The sequence below is a fragment of the Gimesia fumaroli genome, assembly GCF_007754425.1.
Taxonomy (GTDB): domain Bacteria; phylum Planctomycetota; class Planctomycetia; order Planctomycetales; family Planctomycetaceae; genus Gimesia; species Gimesia fumaroli.
This window is the reverse complement of the sequence record NZ_CP037452.1, coordinates 4,049,130-4,073,601: the sequence shown is the minus strand read 5'-3', so window position 1 is coordinate 4,073,601 and position 24,472 is coordinate 4,049,130. Positions and strand designations below refer to the sequence as shown.

Below are 24,472 nucleotides of genomic sequence, written 5' to 3'. Positions count from 1 at the left end.
GGCTGGATCTCTGATTCCATGTATAAGATAGTCAAATATAGTGTGTGCTTTAATCTCATTGTCTTACTGATGATGTCTTCAGCAAATGCTGCTGATCTCTCACCAGAAGTGATGCAGTTCTTTGAGAAAGAAGTGCGCCCCTTGCTCTCGGAACACTGCTGGTCTTGCCACGGTGAGAAAGAGCAGAAAGGAGCCCTGCGGCTCGACACCCGCGGCCACCTGCTGCTGGGAGGGGAGTCCGGGAAATCTATCATACCCGGCAAACCAGACGAAAGTTTGCTCATCGAGGCAGTTCGTTATGAATCGTATGAGATGCCACCTTCGGGAAAACTGAAGGAGAACCAGATCAAGGTGCTCGAAAAATGGGTTTCCCTTGGCGCTCCCTGGCCTGGGGCAGATGACTCGATTCCGGTTCGCAAGGAGCATGGCCCTGGATTCACTGACGAGGACCGCACCTGGTGGGCGATTCAGCCTTTACAGGATGTCACAGTGCCAGTAGTGTCAGACGGTGACTGGTGCAGGAACGAAGTCGACCAGTTTATTCTTTCCAGGCTAAGGCAAAATGGATTGTCTCCTGCGCCGGAAGCGGGCCGGGAAGCATTAATTCGCCGGGTCTATTTTGACCTGCACGGCTTGCCTCCCACCCCGACGGAAGTGCAGAGGTTCTTGGATGATCAAAGACCGGACGCCTACGAGAGACTCGTTGATCTCTTGCTCGAAAGTCCCCGGTATGGCGAACGCTGGGCGCGGCACTGGCTTGATGTTGTGAGGTATGCCGACTCGGATGGCTACCGTGCTGACGGCTACCGTCCCAATGCGTGGCGTTATCGTGATTATGTGATTCGCTCTCTCAATGAAGATAAGCCTTACAACCAGTTCGTTCAGGAACAGTTGGCAGGAGATGAGCTGTTTCCCAATGATGTCGATGCACAAATTGCAACAGGGTTCCTGACTCATGGGATTTATGAGTGGAATAGCCGTGATGTTGCCGGTCAGTGGGACATCATGTTAAACGAATTAACCGACACCGTTGGCGATGTCTTTCTGGGAGTGGGCATGCAATGTGCCAAGTGTCACGATCATAAGTTTGATCCCATTCTGCAGAAAGATTATTTCCAGTTGCGTGCTTTCTTCGAGCCGATCCTGATTCAAACAGGGCAAGAGGTTGCCACACCAAAGCAGCTTGAAAAACACCGTCTTGAAATGGATGCCTGGGAGCAGGCCACGAAAAAGATTCGTAAGGAACTCACAGAGATCGAGGTCCCTTATCGAGAGCAGGCCAGAGCCGTCATTAAGTCGTTTCCTCCTGATATCCAGACGATGATTAGTAAACCAGAGGAGAAGCGGTCTCCTCTGGAACAACAGTTAGTTAAGCTGGCGTGGCGGCAGGTGGAACACAATTACAAGAACCTCGACAAAAAACTGAAACCGGCAGATAAAGAGAGAGTTCTGGCTTTAAGACGCAATCTGAAAGCGTTCGATAAGCTGAAGCCTGCTCCGCTACCGGTTGCGCAGCAGGTCAGTGATGTGGGTCCGGTCGCCCCCAAAACAATGATTCCTAAAAAACGCACAGAATGTGAGCCCGGTTTTCTGACAATACTTGATGAGACGTCTGGCGATGAATTTGGCTCCCCCAGTCAGGATACCACCGGTCGTAGAAGTGCTTTAGCACGTTGGCTCACTCAGGAAAGTAATCCTTTGTCGACACGCGTAATCGTGAATCGCATCTGGCAATATCACTTCAGAAAAGGACTCGCGCCACACAGCAGCGATTTAGGTCGCCTGGGTGGGCCGCCTTCACATCCGGATCTGCTTGATTGGCTGACAAGAAACTTCCTTGATGATGGCTGGAGATTCAAACGCCTGCATCGATTGATCGTCACATCTGCGACCTATCGTCAGTCAACTCAGCATCCACAGGAAAATGCGATGGCTTCCATCGATCCCGCCAACAAATTTTACTGGAGTGCGGAGACACGTCGGCTCGACGCAGAGCAAATCCGCGACTCCATCTTGGCTGTGACAGGGCAGCTTAACCTACAGGCGGGTGGTTCGGGAGTGACTCCCAGTGTACCAAAACGGTCAATCTATCTACGGATGATGAGAAACAGTCGTGATCCATTATTAGAAGCGTTTGACTTACCGCGGTTTTTCGTCAGTGTGCCTGCCCGCGATACGACGACGTCTCCTGTTCAATCACTGCAGTTGTTCAACAGCCAGCAAATGCTGCGATTTGCGGATCAATTGTCGAAAAGGGCTTATGAGGAAGTTGCAGCGGTTCCTGGCACCGAGAGAGAAAATGCGGCTGTGCGACGCGCATGGGAAATCGTTTTTGGCAGGCCTGTAACAAAAGGGGAATTGTCACAGGCAACAACGTTTCTGAATCGTCAATCAGAGCTGTTGGCTGAGCAGGAAACGACGGTCAATTTGCAGCAACTGGAAACCGCGACCATGCCTTACCGTACTGGGCAGTCGGTCGTGTTTCATGCGGATAAGCCGTCTTCTTTCTATGTCGTTGATGACAAAAGATTAACCCCGCAGGACTGCACAATAGAAGCCTTCTTTCAGATACGGTCTGTATACGAATCTGGGGCTGTTCGTACGCTTGTATCGAAGTGGAGCGGCAAGGTTTCTGAGCCAGGCTGGCTATTTGGTGTTACCGGCCGCGGCTCCCGACGCAAGCCGCAAACACTTGTGTTTCGTACATTCGGTCGGAAAAGCGATGGAACCATCGGTGACGAGATTGTTTTTTCTGATCAACATATTGAATTCAATACGCCCTATTATGCCGCAGTCAGTTTTCATGTCTCAGGCGAGCGTGCCGGCGAGATCGACTTCTACCTGAAAGATCTCTCAAACGATGATGAGCAGTTAGGACGGATGACAAAAAAGCACAAAACACGACAGGTTCAAGGGAATAACCTGCCACTGGCCATTGGTCGCATGGTTCGTAATCGAAATAGTCTCTTTGACGGATTGATTGATGATATCCGGATTTCATCGCAGGGGCTGGACGTTCCGTCGCTGCTCTTTACACAGGAATCCGTTACGAAGGAGACACTGGGCTATTGGAAATTCGATCCTGTGCCGGGTATGTTTCAGGACAGTTCGCCCAATCAGCATAATATTTCTCAAAATGACCGGATGACTTCTTCCGCCAATCCTCGTCGTGAGGCCTTTGTCGATCTGTGTCACATTCTGCTTAACTCAAATGAATTTTTATACGTGCACTAAGGCAATTCCATGTTTTCCAAACCGCACATTGAAGTACCGCGAACCCGTCGAGAGTTTCTGGAAAAGAGTGGCTACGGATTTGGTTCCGTAGCTCTGGCCGGCCTGCTTGCGCAGGCAGAGGCCGCGTCCGCTCCCAACAAGTTCTCTTCGCATGCCGGACTGGTACCGCACCATCGGCCGCAGGCGAAGAATGTCATCTTCCTGTTTATGGAAGGGGGCCCAAGTCATATCGATCTGTTTGATCCCAAGCCACTCTTGAATAAGCTGGCAGGCCAGTCTCTTCCCGATAGTTTTGGTGATATCCTGACTGCGGCAGGGGAATCTCGGTCTCCCCTGTTGGTGTCAAAACGAAAATGGAAACAACACGGTGAAGCAGGCACCTGGGTTTCCGACTGGCTCCCTGAAATTGCAACTTGTGTTGACGATATTGCCGTAATCCGTTCCTGCTGGGCAGATGGTCTCAACCATTCATCGAGCGTCTGTCAGATGAATACGTGTTCTTTGCTAGGTGGTCGTCCCTCACTGGGGAGCTGGGTGACCTACGGTCTCGGCTCTGAAAACAGGAATCTTCCCTCGTTCGTTGTGATGCAGGATAATCGCTCATCAGTTGTGAATGGACCGCGCAATTGGGGGACCGGGTTTATGCCGGCGGTATATCAGGGAATTCAATTGCGGGAGGGAAAGCAGCCCCTTCCAAATCTGAATAATCCGGAAGGAATTACAGACAGACGTCAACGCACGAAACTGTCACTTCTGAATTCACTGAATCAGGGTTTTGCTGACCAGCACACCAGGCAAACCGAACTCGAAGCACGCATCGCCAGTTATGAGTTGGCGTTTCGCATGCAGACCGAAGCGCCTGAAGCAGTTGACATGAGTCAGGAAACCGAAGCAACCCGCAAGCTTTACGGATTGGACCAGGAAGAGACGTCCACTTTCGGTCGGTTATGTCTGATGTCACGTCGGCTTGTCGAGCGCGGTGTCCGCTTTGTGCAGCTTTACCATGGCGCCGGAAGTAAGTGGGATGCCCATACAGGGATTGAGAAAAATCACACCAAGCACTGCAAGGCGATGGATCATCCCGTTGCAGGGCTTATCAAAGATTTGAAGCAACGGGGATTGTTGGATGAGACGCTCGTTGTGTGGGGAGGAGAATTCGGACGCACACCCATGTCAGAAAAAGGAGACGGACGGGATCACAATCCCACCGGATTTACCATGTGGATGGCCGGTGGAGGAGTTAAAGGTGGCCAAACCATTGGCGCGACCGATGAATTGGGATTGCGATCCATTGAGGATCGCATGCACGTTCACGACCTGCATGCATCGATTCTCCACCTGTTAGGCCTGGATCGCATGAAACTGGTCTACAAATACAATGGCCGTCCTGAACGTCCTACAATCAACGAAGGCGAGTTTCAGACGAAACTTGTGACAGGTTAAAGTACAATCTGCAATATGGTAGCAGTGCCTTGCGACGATACCGTATCGTTTGCAGGAAGGGTGCGAAATACTGCTTTCAGACTCAAATTAGTCGTCTGAAAGAGATAACAGGTTGCGGAAATTGGAGCCGAGAATCAGGCGTTTATCTGCTTCCGAAATTTGCGCTGCAGTGACTTTGCATAATTCCGTGCCCAGAGAACGGGAGGGGAGATGGCTGCCGAAGATGATGCGTTCCGCACCAAGTTCGCGAACTGCCATTTCAATGAAGCCGGCGGTGGGATCAAAGCCTGAAGTTTCTACAAGAATATTTTCTGAATCTCGCACAGCACGTATGCCACGTTCCCATTCGCCGCCGGAATGGGCGCAGATGAATTTCTGCTGGGGGAATCGTTGTGCCAGCACCGCGAGTTCGGACGGCGTCGATCCTCCGGGGCTCCGTTTTCCTCCGGTGATAAACCAGGTGTGTTGCATGATTACGCCGTTCAATTCCGAAATTCGCTCGATGAGGGGATCGAAATTGCGATGAGTGCAGGTGAGGGCTGCCGGTCCGCCTCCCGGAAAATAAACGCCGCGCATTGGGCCGTCCTGTAACCAGCGATTTAATGCGTCCAGCGAGCCGCGTAGATTGTTGGCGTTGAGTTGAATCATTCCCATCAGCAGGTCGGGCCAGCGTTTCAGCGGTTGCATCACGACTTCCGGGTCTGTTTTCAGCTTTTGTTCCAGTTCTGTATCACTGGTCGTACCGATGCCAACGTGGGGGAAATAACAGAGCTTTTTAAACTTTCCCGTATTGATGGCGGGCAGGGCGCGTTCAATTTCTGCGATCAGGCTGCTGCTACCATCTCGTCCCGGATGGGAATGGGAGGGAGTGAAGTACGAATCCCAGATGCGGTATTTCTCAAGCTGTTGCGAGGAAGGTAAACCAGCGGGGGTATTTGCGGTCGTCGTATATTGTGAATCGTGGCTTTTGACTCTAATCTCTGGTGGAGAACTTTTGGTAGTGTGAATCGTGGACAGAAACTGAGCTGCATTGTCTGACAGAACCGAATGCAGAGATGCTGCATCAAGGGTTGACGATTCAGAGACACGTACCAGAGCCGCTTCCGGAATTAAAAACGGTGCATGTGAGCCGAACATGACACGTCCCTCGGGGAGACGTCGTATCAGAGCCGGAACACCATCGGTGCTTTCGACGCGAGCGGTATCAAAGAAGATTCCCGGGACGTTACTAAGTTTGTCGATCAGATCAGGACGGGGTTTTGCGTTGAGAATCTGAAGCTTGAGACCGGGGACCTTCTCAGCCAACTCCGGCAGTGGTTTGAGATCGACATCGGCTGCCCGCACCGAGGGATGTTGGGTACGGGTATCTTCCAGAGTTGCGGCTAACTGTACGAAGCGACGTTCTTCAGCGACTTGTTTTAAGAGATTCAGTAAGCGAGGATCTTCGAGTGTGTAGCCGTGGTAGTTGGGGTGCAGTCGGATTCCCTGCATTTGATATTTGTGAAAGCATTCTTGCAGATCGTGTACCCAGTCGGGAAGTGTGGGGTTGATCGAGCCGATGGGAACCAGTTGTGGAAAACGCTTGCATTCCTCAGCCAGTCGCTGATTGACGGTTGAAATATCTCGATGCAGGATTCCCTCGTAGCTGCCTGCCCAGGCTTGTTCGATGCCAAGTGATCGCAGTTTATAAATCAGTGTCTGTGTATTGTCGAGTGGAAGTCGACGAAAGGGCCATTGAAACAGGCTGATATTCGTGTCGATAAATTTGATATCGGAGGAGTGCTTCTCAGTTGATCGGGCGATATTAATACCGAGTGTGGTGGCCAGACTGACGGTGGTCGCTGTTGTCAGAAACTTGCGTCGATTGACTTCACAGTCCGGATTGTTCAACTGAGGATCTCCTTAACCACGCGCGGTGGATTGACACCAGTCAGACGCTCTTCCAGCCCACTGCGGGTATAGAATAGTTCCTGGTGATGCAGCCCCAACTGGTGGAGAATGGTCGCATGGAAGTCATGTACGCTGACGGGGTTTTCAACGACACTGTGTCCGAATTCATCAGTGATACCGTAGGTCGTTCCCCCTTTAATACCTCCTCCGGCCATCCAGGATGTAAAGGCCTGCATGTTATGGTCGCGGCCTGAGAAACCATTGGCGGATTTTTGCGTAGTGGGAGTGCGACCAAATTCGCCGCCCCAGATGACGAGTGTGGAGTCGAGCAGTCCGCGCTGTTTGAGATCGCGGAGCAGTGCGGCGACCGGCTTGTCGGTTCGTTGACACATGGCGCGGTGATTGGCGGAGAGATCCGCATGGCTGTCCCAGGGTTGTTCTTCCAGGAAGATCTGCACGAAACGGACTCCCCGTTCGACCAGTCTGCGGGCAAGCAGACAGCGTTTGCCGTAAGATTCGGTCTCTTTGTCACCGATGCCATAATCGGTGAGGGTGTGTTGTGTCTCGCTGGATAAATCAAGGGCTTCGGTGGCCGACATCTGCATGCGCGCTGCAAGACTGTACGATTCGATGCGAGCATCAAGCAGAGGATAGTGGGGGCGTTTCTGGCGGTGGATTCCGTCCAGTTGATTGAGCAGTTTGCGTGCAGACTCGGTGACAGCCGCCGGTTGCTCGTATTGCGGCTTGAGATTCAGGATCGGCGAGCCCGTGGGGCGGAGTCGCGTGCCCTGATATGTCGGGGGCAAAAAGCCGGATGTCCAGTTGCGTGTACCGTTTTTGGGGGCACCGAGAGGATCTGTGAGTACGACATAGGCGGGCAGGTTCTGGTTTTCGGTTCCCAGTCCATAGACCGTCCAGGATCCAATCGTGGGGTAGCCCATGAAGAGGCGACCGCTGTGAATTTTATACAAGGCATTGTCGTGGTTTGGATGATCGGTCCACATGGAGTTGATCAGGCAGAGTTCATCGGCCATCTTCGCAGTGTGGGGCAGAACATCTGCCATCCACATTCCGGATTCTCCATGACAGGCGAATTTGTACTGTCCGCCCAGCATTTCGCCGATACTGGTGGTGTTGGAATTCCCCAGGTCTTCAATGTTGCCCGGGTACGGCTTGCCGTCCATTTTGTTCAGAACCGGTTTAGGATCGAACAGATCCATCTGGCTCGGCCCGCCATTCATAAACAGATGAATGACGGAAGTGGCTTTCGGAGTGTGGTGTGGTTGTTTGGGTTTGAGATCAAACTGTTGTGGTTGATGCGGGGCATCATTCGCCAGTGCCTGGGTTCCACCAAAAAAGTCCTGGCATAACAGGTGCGTCAGAGCAGCGCCCATGACGCCATCGCTGGTACGGGCAAAGAAGTCGCGACGAGTGTGAGGTTGTTCGGGCTGGTGATTCATAAGCGTCAATCAATATACAAAAACGCGGCAGAGTTTAAGATAGTATGGCAATACGTATCCAAAGCTGCTTGCGGATTATCTTTCCAGAGCGATTTCAATTCCTGTAAGGTTTCCTGTCCCAACTGCTTTTCTTCTGCAGTTGGTAAGCGATTCAGTGCCAGCTGATATACGAGTGCGATCTGTGTCTTCAAATCATCCTTGTTCTGGTCTGCGAGCATATTGCGGACGCGTGAGGCGAACGCGCGGGACAAAGAATGAACACGTTCATTGTTCAACAGCATCAGTGACTGAGGTGAAACCGTGGAGATGGTCCGCGAAACACAGTTCGGCCCCATTTCAGGGTAATCGAAGGTATCCAACATGGTGGGAATTTCAGTACGACGGTACTGCAGGTAGACACTGCGTCGCCAGCCTTCGTTACTGGTGATGTTGGCGCTGACGAGGCCGTTTCTGTCGACGGTAACCGAATCTGGAGGGCCGCCGGGGGTGAGATCGAGCTTGCCTGAGACCGCCAGAATTGAGTCGCGTAGCGCTTCGGCGTTCATTCTGCGGAGTGGCATGTGAGAGAGCAGGCGATTCTGAGGATCGTGTTGTTGTATCTCAGGAGTAATCGTGCTGGATTGCCTGTAAGTGCGGGAATTCAGCATCAGGTGATGCATGTCTTTGATGCGCCAGCCCTGTTCGACAAACTTGACAGCCAGCCAGTCGAGCAGTTCCGGATGCGAAGGACGTTCACCTTTCACACCGAAATTTTCGAGTGTTTTTACCAGTCCGGTGCCGAAGTGGTGATACCAGATGCGATTGACGATTACACGTGCTGTGAGGGGATGATCTTTCTTTGTTAACCAGCGCGCCAATGCCAGGCGGCGGCCGGTTTTGGGAGTTCCCTTCGGAAACGGTGGTTGCACCGAGAAGGGGGTACGTCCGTCGGTCAGAACAGAGGGGACTCCGGGCCCTACAAGTTTGCCCGGTTGATCATGTTCGCCTCGCAGCAGGATGTAAGTGGGCGAAGGTTCGCCCCGGTCCCAGAGGGCACGGATTGTAAGCGGGGGTTCCATCTGCTGTTTAATTTCAGTCTTCTGCTTTTCGATGGAAATTACATTTTGTTGTGCCTGCTTGACCGATTCTGAGAATTTCGATTCGGGCATGGTTTCTGCGATTCGTAATTTCTCGACCAGAATCCGTTGACGTTGTGTGCGCGTGTTATCGGCAATCTTTAAAGCGCGGAGGGTCTCCTGCTGTTCAGCAGCAGATTGTTTCGGATAAAACTGCCGCAGCATCGCGACTTGCAAAGCTGCAATCGCTTTTTTGTGAGCTGATTCGAGCTTTTTCAGTCTTTTATTGAGCAGGGGGTTGATCTGTTTGACACGGCTCTGCTGTTCCGGTGTGGCTAATTCCAGCGAACGGTTTTTGAAAGTCAGCCAGTCGTACTCATCCAGAGCACCCTGGAAAATCGCTTTGAAGCGATAATAATCACGGTGTGGTAGTGGATCGTATTTGTGCGAGTGGCAGCGGGCACATTCCAGTGTCAGCCCCATAACGCCGGAACCCATGACGTTAATGGCGTCGTTGACGACACCCAGGCGTTCCGGCACAAAATTCATTGTGCGGGAACCGGTCTGGTCAATACCCATGCGGAGGAAACCGGTGGCGACCAGATTCTGTACCATTTCTTCGGTGGTGGCAGGAGCGTTTTCATAGTCAATCAGTTCATCACCGGCGATCTGTTCCAGTAGAAAGCGGTCATAAGGCTTATCGGTATTGAACGCATCAATAACATAGTCACGATATTTCCAGGCGACCTCGCGCAACGGATCAGAGGAGACCCCTCCTTCAGAGTCGGCGTAACCGGCGATGTCCAGCCAATACCGTCCCCAGCGTTCGCCATAACGGGGGGAAGCGAGTAGATGATCAATCATCGCGGCATACCAGTTTGGATCATCTGTGTTATGCCAGCGTTTCCATTCTTTGAGTGTCGGTGGGATGCCGGTCAGATCCAGATAAACGCGACGGATGAGTGTGTCTCGATCGGCTTCCGGGGAGAAGTTGAGGTTGTGTGCTTGAAGCTTCTTGAGGATCAGGTCATCGATTGAGGAAACTCCCAGCGGCGCTTCAGGTGGTTGAAAGGCCCAGTGCTGGCGGTCTTCTTCTGTGACGAGTGGGTCTGGTTCCGTGCCGGGAACATCAGGGGCGATGTTGTCAACAGGGGCATCGGCGGCGATCCATTGTCGCAGGGTATCAACTTCTGAGGGCGGAGGACGTTTGACAAAAAACTTCAGCAGTTGTTCTTGCGGGGGGCAGGCATGGCTTTCGATCCGTTGAATCATCAGGCTTTCAGCTGGTTTACCTGCGATAAAGGCAGGGCCGTGTTCGCCTCCTTTTTGCATACTGGCTGGAGTTCTGAGATCCAGGCCCCCTCGTTTGAGGCGAGCACCATGGCAGGTGGTACAGCGGAGCAACATGATTGGCAGTACATCGTGTTGTGTGAGCTGTTTTTCCTCGGGTTGGTATGGCTTGGCTGACTTCGCTCCTGTGGAGAGCCAGGTTTGGATGAGTTTGCGCTCTTTTTTGGTGAGCTGAGGCTGCCCTTCCGGCGGCATATCACCCGCGTCGATCAGAATCCAGAGCAGGCTGTCATCCACAGTGTCAGCGATGGAGGATTCGCCTGACTCTCCCCCGCGATGGACGCCGGCGACCGTAGAGAGATCCAGCCCCCCTTTGCGAACCTTCTCACTGTGGCATTTACCACATTTGGCAGAGAGAACCGGTTGGATATCCGCTTCGAAGAGGAGTGGTTTTTCAGCCGCTTGGTTCGCTCCAATCGGGAACGAAACGAAAACAGCAACAAACAGAGGCAAGGTAAATCGTGTGGAGATCATAAGTGACGCTGGCAGGTGGGGTTGGGTGAACGCTGTCAGATCTCCATTTATCGTAATCAAAGCTATCAGAGCATACAAGGTAAATCTCGGTGGGAATTGCTGATTCTGGATTGATCAATGTCTTTGGTTTGGAAAACGAAATCGCAGCTAACGTCAGACATTGATTGCTCTTTTCAGAATAGTGAATCGGAATCTTCATTTTTTATGGTGGGGGCTTGAAGAAGCGAAACGCGCCGTGTGAGTGATCAATGATATTGTTTCGCAAGTTTCCTCAATTGCGTCCGACGGTCAAGTGCTGGTATGCTGACTTCAGGGTGTGTACTCTGACGAACGCTTATGGTCCGCACTTGAATGGTCATTGAATAAGTGTGATTTGTCAGCGAAGAATCTACGAAGTCTTTCGATGGCCCCTTTTTTGCGTACTGCTCAGAGTGAACTGGCGCGAGCCGGTGATATCGAGTATACTCTGTATATGTTGGTTGAAACATTTGTCTGACATGTTAGAAAACACTCGATTGTAAAAAAGAGCCTTATGACTGCTGATTTCGCTAAGTTCAATGAAACACAATGTATGCGAGAAAAAGAGAAATCATAGCCTCGCGCACGCGACGCTATCTCCGCAAAGTTTCGCCGGCTTCGGGAACCTGTCAAGCTGAAGATCGCGAAGTGAAATGCGATTTACGTTTGAAACTGGAATCAAGCACTGCACCATTTCTGTTCCGTGCGTATCGCTAGTCTGGCGTCTCGCCTTCAACCGTTTCCGGAACATAATATAGCGAGCAGGGGGCTTGACCAATGAGAGATGCGGTGATGATGCCTGCCAAACGTTACTGCCGAATCCTGCATGGATCGAGTTGAAATCCGTGTCTGGTTTAGAAGGGCGAGTTCATATGTGCAGGATGCTTTCATCCTGCCTGTCAGGCTCCGGGCGTTAAGTTGTGTGGGTTTTGCTGATTACTATAGCGATAGTAGTAATCGCAGGGCTGATTTCACTGGAATCGCTCAGGTTCATCGAATGGTATAACCGAACAAAACAGTTGTATCGTCAGATTACGGACAATCGGTCGATTCATCAATTCTGAAACGTTTACAGGTGTCAAAGGCGATCATGGTACGTTCAAAACATGACGGTTATGTGTTCCAGGTAAAGACGTTCGGGAAAGCTGTTGTTGCAGGTTCCCTGCTGGTGACAGGCTGTTCTATGAATCCATTCATTACGAAGAAAGAGATTGCGCAACCGAAGTCTCTTGTTGCTAACAGCAAGATTGAGAAGCCTGAAATTTCTTCTGAGGGAGATACGGAATTCAAGTCCATTTCGACTGCCAGTCATAACACATCTGCCAGCGATATAGAAAAGACAGAGTCTGTAAAACTGGTTGATGCGGAAGAGCAGCTTTATCCGACTCCACTGGAACCAATTCAGGCTCCCGCAGCCGGAGATCAGCCAGTCCTGACTGGCGGGATGTCTCTGCAAGACCTGGAATCCATTGCCCTGGCAAATAATCCTGCGATACAGGAACTCGCTGCCACGACTCAGAAAGCAGCCGGATATCGAGAGCAGGTGACGACGCGTCCGAACCCGACCGTGGGATATCAGGGACAACAGCTTGCGGACCGTGGGACTGATCAGCATCTGGCTTTTATTGAACGAGAGTTCGTGACTGCGAACAAGCTCGAACTGAATAATCGAGTCTTGAATGCAACCTTGTCCGCGCAATTGCAGGAATTGGAATCGCAGCGTTTCCGCGTCAGAACTGATATTCAAATCCGGTTTTATCAGGCACTGGCATTGCAGAAACAGCTGGATTTGATTGCTGAATTCTCGCAGGTGGCAGAAAAGGGACTGGACTTTGCCATTCAACGCAGGGAAGCCGGAGAAGGGACTCGGGTGGATGTGCTGCAGTCGAAGATCCTAAAAAGTGAAGTTCATCTGACGCAGCGACAGACCAGGGCAAAACTCGCTGCAGTCTGGAGAGAAATTGCCGCGATCTCAGGCATTCCCGAGTTGGAATACACAAAACTAGAGGGAACTCTTCCTACAAAAATCGATGTGGTTGACTGGGAAGGGCTTGCTACCCATATCGTCACTTCCAGCCCGGAGTACGCCGCCGCGCACGATCGCATTTCCCGAGCCTTTGCCGGCTTGGAGCGGCAGGAAGTTCAGCCAATTCCCAACATGACGGCACTGTTAGGAGCAGGAGTTGACTATGGGACTAACTCAGGAATGCTGAATCTGCAGGTTGGTGTGCCTTTGCCGATCAGTAATAAAAACCAGGGGAATATCAGTGCGGCACAGGCAGAAATCTGTCGAGCTCAGATGGAGGCCCTGCGGATTAAAAACGCCATTGAAGAACGCTTGGCAGTCGTTTCCAGGGAGTATGATACAGCCACCGCAGCTATTGATTTGTATTCGACTAACATTCTTCCCAGTGCCAAAGAGTCGCTGGATATCGCGAATCAGGCATATCAGGCAGGAGAGGTTGGTTTTGTGCAGATTCTGCTGGCCCGGAAAACATTCTTTGATACCAATCTTAAATTTGTGGACGCACAATCCCAACTCGCAGCCGCGCAATCCAAGATTGATGGATTCCTCCTGACAGGAGCACTCAAGAGCGTCCGTGATGACAGCGGCGATGCCAGCTTGCGGGATCAGACCTTCAGCCAGCAGTAGTCTGATTCGTCCGAAAGTTTCATTTCAGGGCTGGAATTTAGTTGACAGTTACAAAGTGTAACGTTAAAACTGCATATGTTACATGTTGTAGCATATGGAGCCCCTGATGTCCTCGAAAGAAAAACCACCGCTGAGCGACCTGGAAAACAAGGTCATGTCGATTGTCTGGAACCTCCAGGAAGCAACCGCTGATCAGGTACGCCAGCAACTCGAATCGAGTCAGACTCTGAAAGACTCGACTGTGCGAACGATTCTGCGTCGCCTTGAAAAAAAGGGATATGTCAGCCATCGCATTGATGGCCGCACTTATATCTACGCTCCCAGGGAGCGGTCGCAAAACGTCGCGGCCGACGCGGTTCGCTCGATCATTGAACGCTTTTGCGGCGGGTCAATCGAAGCCCTATTGGTTGGCATGGTCGATCGAGAGGTCATTTCTCCAGAGAAACTGGAGGAACTGGCTGCGAAGATCGCGCAACAGGAAAAGCACACCAGCCCCAGGCGTCCGGAAAAGTCGGACCCGAAATGAGGAGAACAGACCATGATCTCGTCTAACTTCATCGAATATGCGTGGTGGCTCTCGGGGCTGCTTTTGACTCTCTCAATCAAAGTAGTACTGCTGGCAGCATTCGTCTGGGTCGGGCTTGCCGTCGGACGGGTTCAAAGTGCGACCTGGCGTCATCGGGCTTGGTTGTTCTGCCTGGGGGCCATGCTGGTGATGCCTTTCCTTTCGGTGCTGGCACCTGCTATCCCTGTTCCCGGACTCCCGTTGCTGGCTTGGACTGCTTCGACTGAAACTTCTTTTCCTCTACCGTCTGAGCCTATTCCAAATCCTCCCGCCACAACAACACCGATCAAATCCCACGTAAATACTAGATCCCTGGCAGTTCCAACATCCGAACTCCAGCCCAGCCCGACCGCCCCAGTCTCTCTTCAGCCGTCTTCATATCCCAGGGAAGTGAGGCAATCTTCCGATACGTTGACTCAGGCAGTACAACCTCAAACCAGAACAGTGACAGCATCCTTATTGCCGTCAGGGTTCGATCTTCTTGTGGTTATCCTCACTGTGATCTATCTGACAGTCAGTACGGCACTGGCGATACGTCTGGCCTGTTCCATCGGGTATTGTCTACGACTGGTTCGACGCAGTCAGCCGGTGAAGTTACCGGAAGAGGTGCAGCATCTGGTAGCCAGCGCGCAGGTGGTACAGTCTGCCGAAGTCAGTGTTCCCCTGTGTCAGGGAATTGTCAACTCTACCATTATTCTCCTGGAAGACTGGGAAACATGGGACCGATCACTGTTAGCCATGGTACTCTCTCACGAAGCAGAACACATTCGCCGGCACGACCCGCTCGTTTCGTTCCTTGCAGCTATAGGCACCATCTTTTACTGGTTTCATCCGGTTTCCTGGAAACTGCAGCGAACCCTTTCTGATCTGGCAGAACATGCTTGTGACGACGCCGTCATTAGCACTTCAGGTGAACGCACTGATTACGCTCGTATTCTGCTGGAAATGTCCAGCCGTGTTACTTCAGCCGGTCGCCGTTTTCAGCAGTTGGGTGTCAGTATGGCCCGCAAGGCCGAGATCGAAGATCGAATCGAACGAGTTATCGATACGTCGCGGCCACTTTCACAGCGTATCGGCCTCAAAGCGTCAACTATGTTACTGTTCTTGATCGCGGGAATATCCATCGTCACAGCGGGGCTGACCATTGCTTCGACTGCCCAGGCGCTCGCCGAAGAGAAAGCGCCATCCCAGCAGGCTAAACAGCAGGTTACAGGCACGGTTCTGACGCCTGCGAACCAGCCGGTAAAGAATGCCGAGGTCCGCTTGATGACCTACGACAAATCAAAAAGCAACTACGATCACCGAACGACTCGCACCGATGACCAGGGCAAGTTTCATTTCGATCAGGTTTTGCCGGGGAACCACCGCATCGCAGCCTACTGGAAAAAGATGGCTTCACGCCAGCAGCGTTTTAAAGGGCAGCGGGTCAATTCGGGGGATGAGGTCGAATTAAAATTGACTCCTGCGTCCACCTTGGAAGTGCAGGTTCTGAAAGAATCGGATGGTCGCCCCGTTCCCGATGCACGCGTTCATTTTCCCTGGTTCGATCTGCAGCGTGACCACCCAACCAATGCTGAAGGTACGGCTGTGGTTAACGGCTTAACTCCTGAAGAATGGACATTTGAAGTCCTGGCGAAAGGCTTCGAGAAAAACACACAGACGATTAATCTGGCGGGGCAGGATACCACTCGAGTCACAGTAAAACTGAAGCCGGGATTTACCTTGTATGGAACAGTTCGCGATGAAACAGGGAGTCCGGTACCAGGCGCTGGCATCAGCGCGCGAGTACCAGGCGACCACACGAATCGTGCCGGTGGGTACACGAAGACCGACGCGAAAGGGCAATACCGCATTGAATCTTTGCCCCTGCAGGGGCTGAATTTGTTAGTCCGCAAGGACGGCTATGCCAGGATCTCCCCCAAGGTGGAAACAATTGCCCGCCCGATGGGAGAACGCAAGTACGACATCACGCTTCCCAAACGAAAGACAGGGGGCTCAATCCGCGGGACGATTACGGATTCTGAAGGAAACCCCATTACCGGTGCCAGACTCGTCAATATGGGACAATCGTCTGATCAAACACGTAAAACAACCACCGATGCCAAAGGGAAGTACCAGTTGGATGACCTCTATCATTCCCTTGGACGATACAGGGTGTATGTGCAGGCAGATGGCTTCGCCCCCCTAAAACTCCAGGTCACACCAGGCACTCAAAAATCGCCAGCCACGTATGATATCACCATGAAACTCGGGCGAATGATTACAGGAAAAGTGATCGGTCCTGATGGTAAGCCACTTTCAGGAGTCTCAGTTTCCTATGCGGGTCCGGATGGTCATGATCTTCATTTGCGGCGTGCTACCAAAACCGATGCACAAGGAGAATTCACACTCGATTCGCTCTCGAAGGTGGCACCGCTGACATTCAATTTATCAGGCTATTCCACGATCTCTGACCGGGATTTTCCGGCGGACCAGAACAAGCCACTTGTGGTGACAATGAAATCAGAAGGCATCCTTCGCGGCAAAGTCGTCGACGCGCAATCTGGTAAACCGGTCACTGACTTCAAGGTACAGATCACCTTCTCACCTGAGCGCAGGCCGAGTGACCCCCAGGGAACTTTGAGCGGGGTACGTGTGATGAACGGGGAACGGATTGTCAACGCCAGGGGGGATTTCGAACTACGAAAGTTCGTGCAGGGAATGCCGCTGCAAGTGACAATTCAAGCAGAAGGCTATCAGAAAGAGGTCCACGTGCGCGTTCTGGCGCGTGCGGAATCTGACGCGAAGGTGGAAGAGTACCGCCTGACTCCGGTCGATCCTGCAATGCTGCACACATTCGCGGGCAAAGTGGTCAACGCGGATGGAAAACCAGTCCCCGGAGTCCAGCTGCGTCTGATCGCCGCGAGTAAGCGACGAACGGGAGGGCGGAATGAATTTCCCTTCAACTGGGCGATGGTCCAGAACGGGCAACTCAAATCGAACGCCCAGGTGTCGCAGTTCCTGTCTGCGACAACCAATGCAGAGGGACGCTTTGAATTCAAGGATGTGAATTCCAGCCCTGATATCGAACTTGCCTATTGGGGGGGCGGTGTGGCCCAGGGGCGTCTTCCCGGCCTGGAACGCTTCGACAAAAAACAACGGGCGAATATTGTATTAAAGACACAGGCAACAGGGTCACTCCGGGGACAGGTCAATCGCCAGCGATTTAAAGGCATCTCTCGCATAATGTTGCGTGGCGAGGGAACTTATTATAATGCCACCATTTCTGCTGATGGAAAAACTTATGAGATCAAGGATGTCTCCCCGGGGAACTACCAGATTCAAATCTACGGCGCCGAGCTGGATCGTGTGATCGGCGGCAGGAACTATCGAAACAGTGATGTCGTCTTTCGTCAGCCTGTGAAAATCAGTGCTGGAGAACAACAGACAGCGGATCTGGATACGAAAGTACCGCCTCCGATTCAAGGCACGCCCACTGAGATGACCAGGGAGCCTAAGCCGACTCCGCCACCTCTGGGCGGGCAGCCAGTTCCCAAAGATCAGATTCGCCTGGCAGGGCAGGTCATGACTCCTGACGGCAAAGGCATTCCCGGGGCCAGACTCTGGTTGCCTGCCACCGTTAACAAGGACTTTACCGAGGTCAAAGCCGACGATCAGGGACGTTTTTCGATCCTCGTTCCGCGAAAAGTAGTCGCAGAGGATAAAGCATTCTTTGTAGGAATACTCTGGAGTTACGCCCCAGGGCACCAGATTGGCTCTGCGAACGTGTATCAGCAACTTCGCGAAAAAATCGGTGATCCGGTTGCCCTGGTTCTGGGACCAGCCACAAACACCGCGATTGTGGTCAAAGATATCGAAGGGAAACCAATTGCAGGAGTTCGCGTCGATCCCTTTCACTATAAAACCAGTCGCGCATACGAGATTGTTCCAGAACCAATCAGACTGCTGATCGGTGGCAGGACTGATGAGCAGGGTAACATCATGCTGCCGGCTTGCGATCGTCGGTTGCTGCATTCTCTGCTTTCGACGGGCGAAGGTTACGGTAAACAGCAAACACGTCTTCCCGGTGCAGATCAATCACCCGGCATCGTGCCCATTGTGCTCGAACCAACGGGGCGCGTTCAGGGGACACTAACGGCGGAATCTTCCGTTGATTTCTCAGGAGTCAGTGTCTTTATTGATTCGGAAAGTCGGGACATTCACAGCAGTAAAGGAACTGCCAGTCTCACTGCTGACGCCAGTGGCCAGTTCACCATTCCCGAACTGGCGGAGGGCCGCTATCGAGTCTATGCCCGTTTTCCGGATGACAAAGTAAAATTGCGGGCAGTCATCCCGGATGCAATCGAGGTTGTTGCCGGGAAAACCACACGGCTGACAATTCCCTTCAAACCGACGATTACCGCCAGGGGCATTGTTCAGACAAAGGATGAGAAAACACCCATCTCTGGGGCTTGGATTTCTGTCAGACAAGGGGGAAGGCTTAATTCTCAACGAGCCTTTTCTGACAAGGATGGGATCTACACAGCAGAATTACTTCCGGGGGAATCGGTTCGGATTCAATTAATCAGCAAGCCCCGTGACTATTCCCAATGGACCCAGGTGGGGGGGATCTCGGAAACGTCTGAAATTCCAGCCGGAGCCACTGAATTCCAGCTGTCAACGATTGAACTCGTCCCAACCTTTCCGCAGAAAGGGAAACTGATCGATGCTTATGATCGCCCGGTCGAAGGAGCTATGATTATGACGGTGGATTCAGGCCGGATCTATTCACGGGGGAAATCCGATGTGGAAGGAAAGTTCACACTGCATGTTCCCAGAGGGTTTCAGGCCGAAGAATATAGCATCGACTTCGGTAATCGTCCGCCCTATCGTGTGAATGCCAAAGTCGTCAGCAAGTCACCTTTGCTGTTACAACTGCCATAGACGCTTTGTCTGGCACTTTACACTATTCGTCTTTAAAGCCTGGATAATCAATGCAGATCTGGGGCTGGTTGTTTGAGAGATACTTGGCGGTATTTCATCAAAGTCGCGATATTTGACAATTCAGCCTGTTTCAGGTTTCCGCAGATGCTTAGGTCGCGAGCTTCCTGAGAGTCCCTCAGACAGGGAATATGAGGGCAGGATGCTTTCTCGTTCAGGAAGCATGGAAGCGATTTTGAATAGCCCAGAGCATTAAGGAGACATGTCCTTTGTCTCTGGCTTGACGCAAAGACGAATTGAGATGTCGCTATTACGAATTGGCATCGGTCAAGTTGCGCTTTATTCTCGGTTAAGATTCCTGTCTCTTTCGTTTTCTACATTCAATCCGTCACTGATTGAGTGATTCTGTTTATACCTTATTACTTGAATCGAGAATCTATCATGCGCCGACGTGCTTTTACTTTGATTGAGTTGCTGGTCGTGATTGCCATCATAGCCATTTTGATTGCTCTGCTCCTGCCGGCTGTTCAACAGGCACGCGAAGCGGCCCGTCGTTCTGCCTGCAAAAATAACTTCAAACAGGTGGGACTGGCTCTGCACAACTATCACGAAACACATTCCCTGTTCCCTCCTGGATCGCTGATTGCAGACAGTACCTGTGGTTATTCTATTCAGATCCGTGGCTGGGCCTGGAGTGTGTATATCCTGCCGTTTCTGGATCACGCCAATTTGTACAATCAGTACACCTTTACCGACTATTATTACAACACGAGCGTTGCTGACTGGTCTTTAGGTGCGACACAGATCCCCGTCTATCTCTGTCCCAGTGACGATCAGGGGTTTGAACTGGTGACTTGCTGCAGTAACCGGACGAATGGTGGTTGCACTGTTGGCTCTAAAGGTGACGCCTGTGATAAGCAGGATTTTGGAATTACCAATATGGCGGGAGTGGCAGACAGTGTGCAGCGTCGTTGCTCTGCGACGGCCAATCGTATGGGGGTGAATAAAGACGGCATCTTCTTTGCGCTCTCGAATACGAAAGTCAGAGACATTGTCGATGGTACGAGTACTACCTTTATCGTAGGGGAAGTACTCGGCGGGGGACCTGGTTCTAATGAAGGGTTTTACTGGAACTACAGTAACTTGGTCGATACGTCCGATGGCATCAACGGCTTTAACACACGTTTAGGGACACCGCCGGGGAATTATCGATTGGATGGGGCGCTGTCCAGCAGGCATACCGGTGGTTGTCATATGCTGATGGCCGATGGTAGCGTCCACTTTATTTCTGAAAATATCGATGCGGGGGTTCTAGCAGACCTGACCACACGGGCCGGTAGAGAGGTTGTTGGCGAGTTTTAATTTTAAGCTTTGACGTTAATTTTTAGCAAAAGAAAGAGTGTGAACCAGTCAGGGTTCCTCTCTCAGTTTATTAATAAGGATACACAGTAATGATTCGAAACGGGCTGATTCTCGGATTATTAAGCCTCGTCCTGTCTGGTTGTGGAACACAGCTTGACGATGAACCGTTGCGTCGGGTTGTTCAGGGGACCGTAATTTATGAAGATTCACCTGTCACAGATGGACTCATCAGGTTTACTCCCCTCGGTGAAAAGGGGGGGCCTGCTTCCGCGGCTTATATTGAAAATGGCACATTCGTCATTGATCATAAAGGAGGCGTACCTCTAGGAAAGCATCGTGTGCAAGTGGAAGCTTATCGCCCCGTCGATAAGAAAGCGGAAATCAGCCCTATGGACGATGGTCCGACCACAGAACAGTTTCTGCCAGAGAAATGGAACTCCGCTTCCACGCTGGAATTTCAAGTCGATGCGGGAAAGGCGCCGCTCAAACATGAATTCAATCTGAAAAAAGAAGCAAACTGAAAAGAGGGCCTGTTTAGTCAATTGACTCTGATGGCTGAATGTCAGTTTCCACAGCATTCGGTGGGTTTAACGTATAAATCGTCAGGCCTTCGATCTGTTTCCTGCTCTGGGGCAGTAGCAGGCTGAACAGCCAGCCGCTGAGAGCACAGGTCAGAATTCCAATGGCACCGTACAGAAAAAAATGGACAGTGCCCCGTAGTTGAACCTGATAGAGCACAATCGCACTCAGCGAAAATCCGACGAGGATCCCTGTCTGGCTGGTGCGGCGTGTGAAAATACCTGCGATGAACATTCCTGCCAGTCCTCCACCGAACAGTCCCATGATCTTTAGAAACTGATCCCAGATGGACTGTGTGTTCGCACGAGCCAGATAGATGGCAGTCAGTGTTCCGAAGATCCCCAACAACACCGTCAGCAAACGTGCCAGTCGCAATGCACTACGGTCAGATGATTGAGGTCGGAAACTCTGATAAAAGTCAGCAGTGATGGCCGTCGCCATGGAGTTGAGACTGGTATCCAGGCTCGACATGGAAGCGGCAAACAGACCGGCGATCACTAAACCCGAGATACCGGCGGGAAGTTCATGCACAATGAACCAGGCAAAAATTTCGTCGGTTCTACCGAGTGGATCGAGTCGCTCCGGGCTGGCTTGGTAAAAGACCCACAAGCCGGTTCCCAGCGCAAAAAACAGCGTCCAGACGGGAATCGATGCAGCGGCGTTGAGCCAGATTCCCCGCGCCGCCTGACGTTCGTCACTGGTGGTCAGGTAACGCTGAATCACTCCCTGATCACTGCTGTAGGGAATCAGAAACTTGAACAGGCTCCCGACAATTACGACGCCGATTCCCGTCGATGCCACGTCCCAAGAGTAATTTACCGCATGCAGTTTGCCCGCTGAGAGACTTGAGGAAATGGCTGTCTCCATCCCGCCCGGAATTTTCGACAGAATGACAAACAGACTGACGAGAGCCCCTCCAATCAACACGAGAACCTGTATGACATCAGTCCAGATAACAGCTTCGATGCCTCCCAGCGTCGTATACAATGTCGCCACGCAGCCGATCACCAGAATACAGGTATAAATATCCCAACTGCTCACAGTCGAAAGTGCCAGTGCTGGAAGATAAACCACGACCCCCATACGCCCCAGTTGAAACAGCAGAAACGCACTGCTGCCGACCAGTCGCGAGGGCAGACCGAAACGATATTCCAGATACTCATAGGCTGTTGTCACATTCAGGCGACGGTAAAAGGGGAGGTAAAACCAGATCACCAGTGGTGCGACCGCCAATATCATGAAGTTTCCCAGCAGGTAGACCCAGTTGGTCCGAAAAGCCATGGCAGGAAATGCCATGAAGGTAATGGCACTAAGCGAACTGCCCAGTAGACTCAGTCCGGCAGCCCACCAGGGAATGCGTTGACCAGCCAGAAAATATTCACGACAGTCCTGATTCCGTCTGGTAAAATAGACGCTCATTGCGATGAGCATCACCGAGTACAACCCGAGTACAATCAGGTCGGCTACTTGAAAGCCTTGCGAGAGCCGCTGTGGATGTCCCCAGAACAGTCTCTCCGGATAGACCATCAGCATGCCACCTTGCCAGTTGCAGACTGACTGCAGCGTTGACTGCGATTGATCGGGCATTGGCTCTAGTATGAAAGGGGCGATGCGCCAGGTATCGGTGATCGTGTGATAGAGCAGATCATTGCCGCCTGCGGAATCAGCAGGTAGCAGGAAATGAGAGGGGCCCAGAGCGAGGGGCGGCTGACTGAAAGTGCTGGTCGGAGCAGGGGTGGCTGCTTGCCAGATCTCCTGATTTTTGTAGAGAAAAACTTCGGATGATTGTTTCTGCAACAGATACAGGCTTCCGTTCTGAACCCGGAGTACTGGCTGCTGGAGCTGCTTAACTGGTAGTTGCCATTCCTTCCAGTGGGGTTGCTGATTTGCGTTGGCTGAAACATCTATCGACCAGCCTGTACTATTGGCACTGTTCTCAAGCTGGCCCAGTACATACAGCACATCATTCAGAACGGCACAAGCTGGCTGTTGAATCCGATCCGGCAATGGGGGGAGCGTAGAAAGTTGCAGTTGCCCATTGCTTGCTCTGATCAGACGTACTTGTGCTGATGTTCCCCCAGTGCAGATGATGCCGGCCGTGGTAGGTTGCAGACTGGCACCCTGTTTCAATTGTTGAAACAGCAATGGCCATTCCTCATGGGATGCGAGGTCAGCCTGCTGCCAGGTTGCGTTGGGCCCGTTGAGCGCGAAAATGCGATTGGCGAAGACAAAAAGCAGTTGATCGTGCAGGACGACATACTGGCCAGCGGTTTCAGGTGCCGGCAAGGGAAGCTCCTGCCAGTCTAGCGCAGCAGTTAGAGGCACATCAGCGCAAGCACTTCCGCCGAGAAACGCCAGGCACAGGCAGATCAGGAGGAAATACTGTAAGACATACTGCAGAAAGCTTCCTCCTGTTCTACCAGGAGTCAAACCTGCTGTATAAGTCATTCAGACACCCAATGCCGATACAGATCCTTGATGTTGTCAGGAAGTATTTCGAATGCCTCTCTGCGAACCGGGATCGCATCGTAATTTTTGCCTCCCGTTTCCAGAACCATCCGCTCATGATCGGGAGTGCCGCGAATAGTGGGAGTCAGATTGAGCCACCAGGGAGCATAGCGAATGATCAAGGCAGCTCGCGATTCGTCACTAAAATTCGGTGCGACGGCATGCCAGAGCCGACTGTCGTATAATAAGACGCTGCCTGCAGATCCGGTCGCTTGAAGTTCAGCTGGATGATGTGCATCCTGATCGATGCCGCTCATTCCGCCGGCGGCAGGGTTGTTATCATATTTATGGCTGCCGGGAAGAATGTAAGTCGCGCCGTTCTCTTTTGTAAAAGGAGTCAGCATCCAGATCGAAGCCAGATGCATCATTATATCCGGGTAGGGTGCCTTGACGTGCGTGGTGTTCGTGGCATTGTAGGGCCAGTCGGCGTGCCAGTACCCCCGATCATTTCCGGGATACGTGACCACACAGTCCGTACAGGAGATGCGGACAAAGTCGCCGAAAATCTCTTCTGCAACTCCCAGTACACGGGGATCAGCCAGGTAAGGGGCAAAACACTGTGTGGCATTAATGACCTGCTTTAACAGCCCCACACCGATTACACCGATCCGGTGTCCGCGGGCACGCGTTTTTTCGAGCTCGCGTTCGGCTTCTTCGTGATGCGCCAGTTGAGCGGCGACAACTTCTTTACGGATGGAATCGACCTTGTTCGCAGGAATCACATTTTCAACAACGCAGTATCCATCCTGTTTGAGGCGAGAGGCAATTTCAAATTGATCCATAGTTGTTCTTACTGCTTTAGTTGTTTGATATTTTTCAGCCTGTCCTGTATTCCCGTTAATGTGATACAGTCGATTATTGTCTGAAAAGTAAGGCTGTCGGCAGTATCACTTGATTGAGAAACTGCCAGATTACTACAGTAGCATGTTCCTGATTATCGTCTATTCACAATTGCGAATCA

General features: G+C 51.9%; 12 protein-coding genes. 7 read left to right on the top strand and 5 right to left on the bottom strand.

Annotated elements, in window-relative coordinates; translation table 11 throughout:
- The first annotated feature begins 18 nt into the window (after window positions 1-18).
- Both Enr17x_RS15510 and Enr17x_RS15505 read left to right on the top strand, forming a co-directional pair.
- A complete protein-coding gene (locus Enr17x_RS15510; protein ID WP_145310230.1) occupies window positions 19-3,234 on the top strand; it encodes a DUF1549 domain-containing protein in 3,216 nt (1,071 codons plus the stop codon).
- A 9-nt stretch (window positions 3,235-3,243) separates the two neighbouring features.
- Entirely contained in the window at window positions 3,244-4,677 is a 1,434-nt protein-coding gene (locus tag Enr17x_RS15505) for a DUF1501 domain-containing protein (protein WP_145310229.1), read from the top strand.
- Between the two features lie 87 nt (window positions 4,678-4,764).
- On the opposite strand, the gene Enr17x_RS15500 is transcribed toward Enr17x_RS15505, so the two are convergent.
- From Enr17x_RS15500 to Enr17x_RS15490, 3 genes are read right to left on the bottom strand one after another with little or no spacing between them, the layout of a single operon-like run.
- Window positions 4,765-6,567, bottom strand: coding sequence for an amidohydrolase family protein (locus Enr17x_RS15500; RefSeq protein WP_145310227.1), 1,803 nt, complete (start codon window positions 6,565-6,567; stop codon window positions 4,765-4,767).
- Complete coding sequence (locus tag Enr17x_RS15495) at window positions 6,564-8,027, bottom strand: DUF1501 domain-containing protein (protein WP_145310225.1); 1,464 nt, start codon at window positions 8,025-8,027, stop codon at window positions 6,564-6,566. Before Enr17x_RS15495 ends, Enr17x_RS15500 begins: the two co-directional genes overlap by 4 nt.
- A 5-nt stretch (window positions 8,028-8,032) precedes the next feature.
- Complete coding sequence (locus tag Enr17x_RS15490) at window positions 8,033-10,906, bottom strand: PSD1 and planctomycete cytochrome C domain-containing protein (protein ID WP_145310223.1); 2,874 nt, start codon at window positions 10,904-10,906, stop codon at window positions 8,033-8,035.
- 1,108 nt (window positions 10,907-12,014) lie between these two features.
- Between Enr17x_RS15490 and Enr17x_RS15485 the strand changes: the two genes are divergently transcribed.
- The 5 genes from Enr17x_RS15485 (at window position 12,015) to Enr17x_RS15465 (ending at window position 20,945) form a co-directional block, all read left to right on the top strand.
- Window positions 12,015-13,577 carry a TolC family protein gene (locus Enr17x_RS15485; protein ID WP_145310221.1) on the top strand — a complete coding sequence of 521 codons (1,563 nt, stop codon included), beginning with the start codon at window positions 12,015-12,017 and terminating at the stop codon, window positions 13,575-13,577.
- A 106-nt stretch (window positions 13,578-13,683) separates the two neighbouring features.
- Window positions 13,684-14,103, top strand: coding sequence for a BlaI/MecI/CopY family transcriptional regulator (locus Enr17x_RS15480; RefSeq protein WP_145310219.1), 420 nt, complete (start codon window positions 13,684-13,686; stop codon window positions 14,101-14,103).
- A 12-nt stretch (window positions 14,104-14,115) separates the two neighbouring features.
- Complete coding sequence (locus Enr17x_RS15475) at window positions 14,116-19,065, top strand: carboxypeptidase regulatory-like domain-containing protein (protein ID WP_145310217.1); 4,950 nt, start codon at window positions 14,116-14,118, stop codon at window positions 19,063-19,065.
- A 438-nt stretch (window positions 19,066-19,503) separates the two neighbouring features.
- Window positions 19,504-20,424 (top strand): DUF1559 domain-containing protein, encoded by a 921-nt coding sequence (locus Enr17x_RS15470; protein ID WP_198000592.1) that lies wholly within the window; start codon window positions 19,504-19,506, stop codon window positions 20,422-20,424.
- Window positions 20,425-20,513: 89 nt separating this feature from the next.
- A complete protein-coding gene (locus Enr17x_RS15465; protein WP_145310215.1) occupies window positions 20,514-20,945 on the top strand; it encodes a hypothetical protein in 432 nt (143 codons plus the stop codon).
- Window positions 20,946-20,958: 13 nt separating this feature from the next.
- Here Enr17x_RS15465 and Enr17x_RS15460 read toward each other — a convergent pair whose 3' ends face one another.
- Both Enr17x_RS15460 and Enr17x_RS15455 read right to left on the bottom strand, forming a co-directional pair.
- Window positions 20,959-23,451 (bottom strand): sodium:solute symporter, encoded by a 2,493-nt coding sequence (locus Enr17x_RS15460; protein ID WP_145310214.1) that lies wholly within the window; start codon window positions 23,449-23,451, stop codon window positions 20,959-20,961.
- Window positions 23,448-24,293 carry a phytanoyl-CoA dioxygenase family protein gene (locus Enr17x_RS15455; RefSeq protein ID WP_145310212.1) on the bottom strand — a complete coding sequence of 282 codons (846 nt, stop codon included), beginning with the start codon at window positions 24,291-24,293 and terminating at the stop codon, window positions 23,448-23,450. Before Enr17x_RS15455 ends, Enr17x_RS15460 begins: the two co-directional genes overlap by 4 nt.
- Window positions 24,294-24,472: the final 179 nt, after the last annotated feature.